Annotated in this window: 5 protein-coding genes and 2 pseudogenes; 5 read left to right on the plus strand and 2 right to left on the minus strand. The window is 65.2% G+C overall.

Annotation, left to right across the window (positions count from 1 at the left end; translation table 11 throughout):
* The 4 genes and pseudogenes from I5M_RS32980 to I5M_RS28545 form a co-directional block, all read left to right on the plus strand.
* Window positions 1-417: pseudogene (locus tag I5M_RS32980) on the plus strand (glucan biosynthesis glucosyltransferase H); the annotation flags it as partial.
* Window positions 414-1,718: a DUF2254 domain-containing protein gene (locus I5M_RS28535; protein WP_022724519.1), complete on the plus strand. Its 1,305-nt coding sequence runs from the start codon at window positions 414-416 to the stop codon at window positions 1,716-1,718. The pseudogene I5M_RS32980 and the gene I5M_RS28535, both read left to right, overlap by 4 nt.
* Before the next feature lie 163 nt (window positions 1,719-1,881).
* A pseudogene (locus tag I5M_RS30785) lies at window positions 1,882-3,979 on the plus strand (catalase).
* Window positions 3,980-4,056: 77 nt separating this feature from the next.
* A complete protein-coding gene (locus tag I5M_RS28545; protein WP_148287978.1) occupies window positions 4,057-4,917 on the plus strand; it encodes a hypothetical protein in 861 nt (286 codons plus the stop codon).
* Between the two features lie 156 nt (window positions 4,918-5,073).
* Here I5M_RS28545 and I5M_RS28550 read toward each other — a convergent pair whose 3' ends face one another.
* Window positions 5,074-6,645, minus strand: coding sequence for a L,D-transpeptidase (locus tag I5M_RS28550; RefSeq protein ID WP_031337946.1), 1,572 nt, complete (start codon window positions 6,643-6,645; stop codon window positions 5,074-5,076).
* A 437-nt stretch (window positions 6,646-7,082) separates the two neighbouring features.
* Here I5M_RS28550 and I5M_RS28560 point away from each other — a divergent pair, with 437 nt between their 5' ends.
* Entirely contained in the window at window positions 7,083-9,038 is a 1,956-nt protein-coding gene (locus I5M_RS28560) for a carbohydrate porin (protein WP_244432115.1), read from the plus strand.
* 15 nt (window positions 9,039-9,053) lie between these two features.
* On the opposite strand, the gene I5M_RS28565 is transcribed toward I5M_RS28560, so the two are convergent.
* The coding region (locus I5M_RS28565) for a LysR substrate-binding domain-containing protein (protein WP_022724524.1) at window positions 9,054-9,906 on the minus strand (853 nt) is incomplete at its 5' end.

Consider the following 9,906-nt stretch of genomic DNA (forward strand, 5'->3'; position numbering starts at 1 on the left):
CTCCTGCTGGCAATTCCGGTGGCGCTCGTGACCAACCGCACCATGGCGGCACGGCCGGCGCTGCTGGCGACGCCCGAGGATCTGGCGCCGCCACCGATCCTCGCGCGGGTCCGCGACATCGCCGCGACCCTGCCGGCTGCCGACGATACGCAAGACCCCGTAGCCCTCCTGCGCTCCGACCGTGCGTTGCTCGATTTTCACCTCGCCGGGCTTGATCGCCATCCGCGCCGGCCACGTGGCCGCATCGATCCTCCGCTCGCCCTCGCCCGCGCCATGGTCGAGGACGCCCACAGCTTCGACGAGGTGATCGACTGGCTCGGCAAGCCGGAGAAACGCGCGCTGATGGGCGACCGCGATCTGCTACAACGCGTCGTCGCGATGCCGTCGGCCTCCGGTGTCCGAGAGGCGAGCGGATGACCGCGCGCCTGCGCAAGCTGCTGGACGATCTCACCGAGACCTTCTGGCTGGTGCCGGCGCTGCTGGTGATGCTCGGCCTTGGCGGCGCCTTCGGGCTGATCGCGCTCGATCGCAGCGCGCTGATGCCGAGTTGGCTGCTCGACAACTGGCTCTATAACGGCGGCGCCACCGGCGCGCGCACCCTGCTCGGCGCGGTCGCTTCATCGACCATCGGCGTCGCCGGCACGATCTTCTCGATCACCATCGCCGCGCTGTCGCTGGCGGTCGGCCAGATGGGCCCCCGCCTGCTGCGCAACTTCACCCGCGATCGCGGCAACCAGATTACCCTCGGAATCTTTCTCGGCACCTTCTGCTACGCGCTCGTCGTGCTGCGCAGCGTCCGCACCGAGACCGAGGGCGCCTTCATCCCGCATCTGGCGGTCAGCGTCGGAATCGCGTTGGCGGTCGTCTGCGTCGCGACGCTGGTGTACTTCGTCGGCCATATGGCCGGACGCATCAACGTCGACACGGTGATCAGCCTGGTCAGCGAAGACCTCCACGATATCATGCAGGAGTCTACGGGCGAGGACGAGCAGGCCGCGCCGCCGCCCGCCGCCTGGTGGGCGGGCGCGCAGCCGATCATCGAGGATCGCAAAGGCTATCTGCACCAGCTCGACGACGAAGGCCTCGCCGCCTGGGCTCGCGAGCACGACACAGCGATCCGTCTGCTGGTACGGCCCGGCGACTACGTCTTTCCCGGCGCGCCGATCGCGCTGATCAAACCGCCGCGCGACGGAATCGAAGAGGCGATCCGCAGCGCCACCGCGCTCGATCCGAAGCACCCCTCGTTCGGCGATCTGCATTTCGCCATCGGCCAACTCGTCGAAGTCGCCGTCCGCGCGCTCTCGCCCGGCATCAACGATCCGCAGACCGCCATCACGGTGCTCGACCGGCTCGGCAGCGCGTTGTGCGAGATGAAACCACGGCGGCTGCGATCCGGCGTTTCCGTCGAGGACGGGCGTCCTCTGCTGGTCGTGCCGCATCTGCAATACGACGAGATGGTCGATACCATGTTCCACATGATCAGGCAGAACGCTGCGCGCACGCCGGCGGTGCTGATCCGCATGGTCGAGGTGATGGCCCGCGTGGCGAGCTGCGAGCGCGACCCGTCGCGCATGGCGACCATCCGCAGGCACGCCGATCTGGTGCTGAACGACGCCGAGCGCGAAATCGGAAATCCGAGCGACCTCGCCGACCTGCGGGCCCGGCATCTGGCCTTCCTCGACGTCGTCGCCAACGGGCCGCTGCACGCCCTCACCTGATTGCGCGGCGGTCATTCCAGCCGTCGGTGGATAGCGCGGCGTTTCGGAACGAAACGTCACAACGGTCGTAGTCACGACGCAGCGCGCGCGGCCGCCCGCGTGTTCGCCCTCGTCCCGTTTGCGAACGCGCTGCTCCTACACTCCGGTTCCGTTGAGAGGTCACATGGCTGACAAGAAATCCGACCTGACTGCCGCCACGATTGCCGACGCCAAGATCGAGCGCGGCGCTGGGGGCGAAACTCATCAGGTCGCGAGCGGCGACACGCCGGTGCTGACGACGCGCCAGGGCGTGCCGGTGCGCGACGATCAGAACAGCCTCAAGGCCGGACCGCGCGGTCCAACGCTGATGGAAGACTCGCACTTCCGCGAGAAAGATCTTCCACTTCGAACACGAGCGCATTCCCGAGCGCGTCGTCCACGCCCGCGGCTTCGGCGTCCACGGCTATTTCGAAACTACGGAGTCACTGTCCGACATCACCAAGGCCGACATCTTCCAGCGCGCCGGCGAGCAGACGCCGCTGTTCGTGCGCTTCTCGACCGTCGCCGGCAATAAGGGCTCGGCCGATTTGGCGCGCGACGTGCGAGGCTTCGCGGTGAAGTTCTACACCAAGGAAGGCAATTGGGATCTAGTTGGTAACAACATCCCGGTGTTCTTCATCCAGGACGCCATCAAATTCCCTGACCTCATTCACGCCGCCAAGCAGGAGCCGGATCGCGGCTTCCCGCAGGCGCAGACCGCGCATGACAATTTCTGGGACTTCATCTCGCTGATGCCGGAATCGATCAACATGGCGCTGTGGATCATGTCCGACCGCACCATTCCGCGCTCGTTCCGCTTCATGGAAGGTTTCGGCGTCCATACCTTCCGGATGATCAACGCCAAGGGAAAATCCACCTACGTCAAATTCCATTGGAAGCCGAAACTCGGCCTGCAGTCGGTCGCTTGGAACGAGGCGGTGAAGATCAACGGCGCCGATCCCGACTTCCATCGCCGCGATCTGTGGGATGCTATCCAAATGGGCGACTTCCCCGAATGGGAGCTCGGCCTGCAGCTGTTCGATGACAAATTCGCCGACGAGTTCGAGTTCGACATTCTCGACGCGACCAAGATTATTCCCGAAGAGCGCGTGCCGATCCGACGCGTCGGACGGATGGTGCTGAATCGCACCGTCGACAACTTCTTCAACGAGACCGAGCAGGTCGCGTTTCAGACCGGCAACATCGTGCCCGGCATCGACTTCACCAACGATCCGCTGCTGCAGGGCCGCAACTTCTCCTATCTCGATACGCAGCTGAAGCGGCTCGGCAGCCCGAACTTCAACGACCTGCCCATCAACGCGCCGAAATGCCCGTTCCACACCTTCCAGCAGGACGGGCACATGACGCTGAACAACCCGCGCGGCCGCGCCAACTACGAGCCCAACTCCTGGGGTGAAGGTCCACGCGAGTCCGCCACCGGCTTTTCGACGTTCCCCGAGGAGATCGCCGCCGAGAAGCGGCGTGCACGCGGCGAACTATTCGCCGATCACTACAGCCAGGCGCGGCAGTTCTATCTCAGCCAGACGGCGATCGAGCAGACCCACATCGCCCGCGCCTTCACCTTCGAACTGAGCAAGGTCGAAACGCCGGCGATCCGCGCGCGCGTGATGTCACATCTGGTCAATGTCGACAAGGCGCTGGCGCAGAAGGTGGCCGACGGTCTCGGCATGGAGCTGCCGAAGGCCGCGAAGCCGGCACGACCCGTGATCGACGATCTGCCGCCCTCTCCCGCGCTCAGCATCATCGAGAACGGACCGAACGACTTCAAGGGCCGCAAGCTCGGCATCCTGGTCAGCGACGGCGTTGACGCCTCGCTGCTCGATGCGTTGGAGACGGCCGCGAAAAAGCACGGCGCTCTGGTCGAATTGGTGGCGCCTAAGGTCGGCGGCTTCACCGACAGCAAGGACATGGAGCGACCGGCGAAACAGAAGGTCAACGGTGGTCCATCGGTGCTGTACGACGCCGTTGCGATCCTGGTGTCGACCGAGGGCAGCACGTTGTTGCAGTCCGAAGCGACCGCGCGCGACTTCATCGCCGACGCCTACGCGCATGCCAAATTCATCGCTTATTCGCAAGAAGCCGCGCCGCTGTTGGAGAAAGCCGGCGCAATCGCCGACGAGGGCTTCCTCGTGCTGAGCAAGGCGGCGGATGCGGAAGCATTCCTCCGGATGTGCGCGAAGCTGCGCTTCTGGGAACGCGAAGCCTCGGTGCATGCGGTGTAGAACAGTTCATAGTTCCTGGACGTCTTGCAAGCCGTTGGCATAGAGACGCAGATTGACGTTCTGCCCGCGTTAACGACGTGAGCAAAGGCCTTGTTAAACGCGCCTCCCGGATACTGTCGCCCGACAGTTTCCGGGAGATCGACCGCGTGGAACGACCATGTCCATCCATCATCACGGCGACAGTATGGGCCTATTGGGATCTGTATTACATCGTCCGAACGTACTGGCAGGCGTCGCTGGTTTCGGTCGCGCTGCTGTCAATCGGCAGTGTCGCCATCTGGATTGGGCCGATCTACCTGACGACTTCCCCGGCCGTGCAAACCATCGCCCGGATCGCCCTGCTGATCGCGCTCAGTTTCCTGCTCAGTTCGTTCTTGCTGAGAGTGCATCTCGCATTGCTGCTCGGTGACGCAGCCGCCGACGAAGATGTCGGCTGGTCGAGCGAGCGGTTTCAAGCATATTTCGGCCGGCTGTCGATCTTTGTTCTGCTGTTGGCCTTCCCGTCCTGTCTCGCGATCCTCACCGCCCCGACGGGACCAACCTACTACGTCGGCTCTCGACCTCCGATGCAGGCAGCCTCGATTCTTGCTCCGATCGCGACCTTCGCGATGTGGCTCGTGGTGTGCCGTCTGCTGGTGCTGCTGCCGGCAGCCGCCATCGGGGCGCCCGGCGCCACCTGGCAAAATGCGCTTCGCGATATGGGCCGCGCGGCCGGGTTCGGAAGATCGGTGATTGTTCTGCCTTTGCTCCCGGTCGTCATGCTGGCCGCGGCACCATTGTCCTGGTTCAAACAGCTGCCCGGATCGGCGACCGCAATGATCGCAGCGTCGCTTTGGCTGGGCATCGTGCTGTTTATCGCGACGACGCTGGTCGCTGCGGTCGCAACGCGCCTCTATCAGTTTGTCGGTGATCAGCTGAATTCGCCGCGGTCATCGTGATGCGGCCCTAACAAGGGGTCCATACACGCCGCGAACGTCGAACAGCGTTTGTCCGGAAGTCGCCTCTCTGCCGGCCACCTCTCGACATCCAATCATCACGAAAAAGGCTCGGCAACATTGCCGAGCCTTTTCATTTTAGTCGATGGGACCGGCGAGCTACCAGCTCTGATAGCCAGGCCACATCTGCCGAGGCTGCGGCTGCTCCTGGTAGTAGTACGCGCGGCCGCCGCGGCGGCGCATGGTGCGAGGATCGACCGGTTGCGGCTCGGGCTCGCGGGCGAAGAAACCGCCGAAGAAATTGTCGCCCCAGCCGTCCTGCTCGGCCACGACCATCTCCTGTCGCGGCGTCGGCTTGCGGGTGATGAAGCCGCCTTGCGGCTGGTCGTTGAGCACCACGACGAATTCGGTGCGGTAGTTGGTCTCCGCGCTCAGCGGCTCGTCGGAAATGATGATGGACGAGCGCACCTGGGCCGTCGGAGCGATGCGATCGAGAACCTCCTGCGGAATGGTGACACGGTCGAGCGCCGCCTTCGCGCCGTCGCGCGGCTCGATTGAAACGGCGCTCCAGCGCAGGCCGGCGTCGGTCTTGGCCATTGCGGTGAAGATGTGGGTGCCGATCGGCTGATCGGGATCGCGGATCGTCACCGGCACTTCGATCGAGGTGTCGAACACCTCACCGCCGCCGTCCGGCGCCGGCTTATGGGTGTTGCGGCGGACATAGAGCTTCTGCGTCGCGCGGCTGATGTAGATCGACACCGGCTCGAGCGCGAGCTTGGCGTCGAGCGCCATCTTGGCCGTTTCGGCCTTCTTGGCTTCGGCGGCCTTGAGGGCGTCCTTGGCCGTGGTGACGGCGGCGCGCTTGGCGTCTGCGTCGGTGCGGGCGGCGTCGAGCTGGCTCGCCGCGTCGGTCGAGGCCTGCGTCGCCTTCTGCTGCAGCTCCGTCGCCTTGGCTTTGGCGTCATCGGTTTTGGCGGCGGCGATCAGCCGATCGGCCCGCTTCAGCTCGGCGTCGGCGCGAGCCTTCTGCTTCTCCAGCTTGGCCAGCGAAGCCTTGAGCGGAGCCGCCTCGCGCACCGCTGCGCTGGCGGCTTTCTTGGCCTCGTCGACCGCGCGCGCGGCCTCCTCGGCATCACGCGCCGTGCTTTCGGCACGAGCCGGCGCGGCCGCGATCGCATCGGGATTCGGGCTGAACAGCACCGGATGGCTGATGTCGACCGGCGCGGCGTCTTCGGGCGAGATGATCACCCGCATGCCGATGCGGGTCTTGTCGAACAGCTTCTCGGCGAAATCATACGGCATGCGGACGCAGCCGTGCGAAGCGGCGTAGCCTGGAAGCGGCCCGCCGTGCAAAGCCACGCCGTTCCAGGTGATGCGCTGCATGTTCGGCATCCAGGCGTCGTCGTACATCGTCGAGTGATGGTCCTTGTCTTTCTCGACAACCGCGAACACGCCGGCCGGCGTCTCACGGCCGGTGGTGCCGGTCGAGACCGGGGCGCGGTAAATCCAGCCCTCGGAATCGTACAGGGTCACCTGCTGGCTCTTGATCGAGACGATTGCCATGATCGGCTCGCCGGCCGGGCGCGGCGCAGTGGCTTCGACCGGTGCTGCACGGCGCTTGGCAGTGGCGCCCTGCGTCGGCAGCGTCAGCGCCGCCATAGCGGCCACGACCGCAATCGCGGGAGCAGCCCAGCGCCGCGGCGCGGTCCGTTCAGTCTTCGATCTCGTCACCACACCTGCCCCGCTCGGAAAAAACGTGTCCACCCATGCGATCGAACGCCGATTACGAACAGCGAATCGGCCGAAAGCGTTCCGCACTGCGCGCGCCGAATCATGGATGATGGCGCTTTGCTGCATTTTAGCGGCGGAGCCCGTGATTACTACAAGCAGCGCCGCGCCAAGATTGCCGAACAGCTTCTGAAGGAAGGTTGAACAGCAGGCGCGATCACACGCAAATGACATTTGTCACAGAGTCGTCGCAACTCCAGCAATAACGGGCGTTTCGGCGCGCTGATTGTTGCCATTGCGCGACAGCGCACCACGAAAAGCGGCGCTCGGAACCATCCGTGGCTGGTGCGACATCGGCATTGTGGTACGGGACCGGCCGAAGAGATGGAATGGTCGGCCGCATGCGACGGGTACTGTGTTCAGGGATGGTCATCGTCTCGATGGCAGCGCCGGCCGTAGCCGGCGACTTGGCCGTGAAGGCGCCCGCCGCTGAGCCCTTCAACTGGGCCGGCTTCTACGTCGGCGGCCATTTCGATTACACCGGCGGACGTTCCGACTGGTCCGCGCCGCGCAGCCCCGCCGACGGCTCCCTCAGCCTGTTCTCGCCGTTCCAGGCCTTCAAGGGCACCGGCAGCTATGCAGTCGGTCTGCAAGCCGGCTACAATCTGATGTTGCCGTCGGGCTGGCTGATCGGCGTCGAAGCCGACCTTCAGTCGCCGAACACGATCGGCAGCCGCCAGCAATTCGGCCTGGCCGGCACCTTGAACTACCAGGATCAGGTCGTGCTCTCCGGCACCGCCCGCGGCCGGCTTGGCTATGCGCTGCCGGGCGGCTGGCTGCCTTATGCGACGGCCGGCTTCGCCTGGAGCTATGAGCGGCTGGGCTGGACAGATACAGCGGCCGGCACCGACGAGACCGCGTTGTTGTGGCGGCTGGGCTGGGCGGCCGGCGTCGGCGTCGAGGTGCCGGTGGCGCCGCGCTGGAGCGCCCGGCTCGAATATCTGGCCACCGGCTTCGGCCGAACCGACGCCATCTTTCCGCAAGCCGGGCAGCGAGTCAGCTCCGACATGCTGACGCAAAATATCCGGCTGGGCCTGAACTATCAGCTTGGCGCCGAGCCGCTCAGATCGGACTTGTTCACCAAGGGCTTCAACGCGATCGAAACCGATCGTTTCGCCTTCCACGGCCAGAGCACCTTTACCTGGCAGTACGCGCCATCGTTCCGCTCGCCCTATCGCGGCACCAACAGCTTAACGCCGAATCAGGCGCGCCAGACCTTCGACGCGACGTTCTATATCGGCGCCAAGCTGTGGGACGGCGCCGAGTTCTGGATCAATCCGGAGATCGACCAGGGCTTCGGCCTCTCCGGCACGTTCGGCGTCGCGGCATTTCCAAGTGCCGAATCCTACAAGGTCGGCTCGTCCTATCCTTACGCCCGCATGACACGCTACTTCGTACGTCAGACCCTCGATCTCGGCGAAGCCACCGAGACCGTGGCGGGCGCGGCCAATCAGTTTGCCGGCAAGCAATCGTCCGAGCGCATCGTCATCACCGCCGGCAAGTTCTCGGTCGGCGATATTTTCGACACCAACAAATACGCCCACGACCCGCGCAGCGACTTCCTCAATTGGGGTCTCGCCGACATCCTGACCTTCGACTACGCGGCCGACGCCTGGGCCTTCACCTACGGCACCGCTGCCGAGTGGTACACCGGCCCGTGGACATTCCGCGCCGGCCTGTTCGACCTACCGGTGACGCCGAACAGCACCGACCTCGACCCTGCCTTCGGCCAGTTCCAGATGGTCGGCGAGATCGAGCGGCGCTACTCGCTGTGGGGCCGTGCCGGCAAGATCGCGGTCACCGGCTTCCTCAACCGCGCCCGGCTCGGCCGCTTCGACACCGCTGTCCGCCAGGGGCAGGCCACCGCAACAACGCCCGATATCTCGACGGTGCGGACCTACACCAGCAAGACCGGCGTGTCGGCCAATCTCGAGCAGGAGCTGACCGACGCAATCGGCCTGTTCGCCCGCGCCGGCTTCAGCAGCCCCAATCTCGAGACCAACGCGTTCTCGGATTCCGACCGCTCGGTGTCGGCCGGCGTGTCGGTGTCGGGCAAATTGTGGAACCGGCCGGACGACACCTTCGGCCTTGCCGGCCTGATCAACCACATCTCGGCCGCGCGTATTGCCTATCTCGACGCCGGCGGCCTCACCGCGATCATCGGTGACGGCCGGCTGCCGAACCCGGGCAATGAAAACGTGGTCGAGGCCTATTACAGCCTGCCGGTATATTCCTGGAAGCTGACTGCGGACTACCAGTTCATCGCCAATCCGGCCTTCAACCGCGACCGCGGTCCGGTGCATCTTTTGGCGACGCGGCTGCATACGCAGTTCTGAGCAACACGGCGTCGTTTAAGATCGCCGGCGCCGTGCTTCGCCGGCCGGCTTCGACAATCCGCCCAGTGCGGCGCGCAGCCTCGGCGCCGCGAAGTCGATGAAGCTGCGCATCTTCAGCGGCAGCACACCCTGCGACAAATACAGCAGGCTCACCGGGAAAGGCTCGGGCTCGAACGCGCTCAGCACGATCTTCAGTTTGCCCGCAGAGACTGCGGCGGCGGCCTGATACGACAGTACACGGGTGATACCGGCGCCCGCTGCCGCGGCGTCGAGCGCGGCCTCGGCGGAGTTCACCGAAAGCCGCGCCCGCACCGGCACGGCGACAGCGGTCTTTTTGCCTTTGGCCTTGAAGCTCCACGGTGCGGCCGCAGCTGCGCCTTCGAAGCTGACGCAGGCGTGGTTCGCGAGATCAGTCGGCGTGCGCGGTACACCATGAGCGGCGAAGTAATCCTGACTGCCGCACACCACCCAGCGCACCGCGCCTACCTGCGTGGCGATCATCGAACTATCGCGCAGCGCCCCGATCCTCACTGCAACGTCGATGTGATCGTCGAGCAGCGAGACGTTACGATCGGACAGCACCAACCGGACGTCGATCTCGGGGAACATCGCGAGAAACGCGGTCACGACCGGCAGGACATGGAGCCGCCCGAACACGATCGGCGCGGTGATGACCAGTTCGCCTTTGGGCGCGACGTATTCGCCGGCCGCACGGCGCTCGGCCTCGCTCACGTCTTCAATGATGCGCCTGCAGGCCGCCACGTAGCCACTGCCGGCGTCGGTGAGCTCCAGCCGCCGCGTCGTGCGGGTCAGGAGCCGCGTGCCGAGATGATCTTCCAGCTCCATCAGCTTGCGGCTGAACGTCGGC

This window comes from Rhodopseudomonas sp. B29 (assembly GCF_000333455.1).
Taxonomy (GTDB): Bacteria; Pseudomonadota; Alphaproteobacteria; order Rhizobiales; family Xanthobacteraceae; genus Rhodopseudomonas.

Excerpts from the sequence above, each read along its gene's own strand:
- I5M_RS28535 (WP_022724519.1), top strand. The coding sequence starts at position 414 with ATGACCGCGCGCCTGCGCAAGCTGCTGGACGATCTCACCGAGACCTTC.
- I5M_RS28560 (WP_244432115.1), top strand. The coding sequence starts at position 7,083 with ATGGCAGCGCCGGCCGTAGCCGGCGACTTGGCCGTGAAGGCGCCCGCC.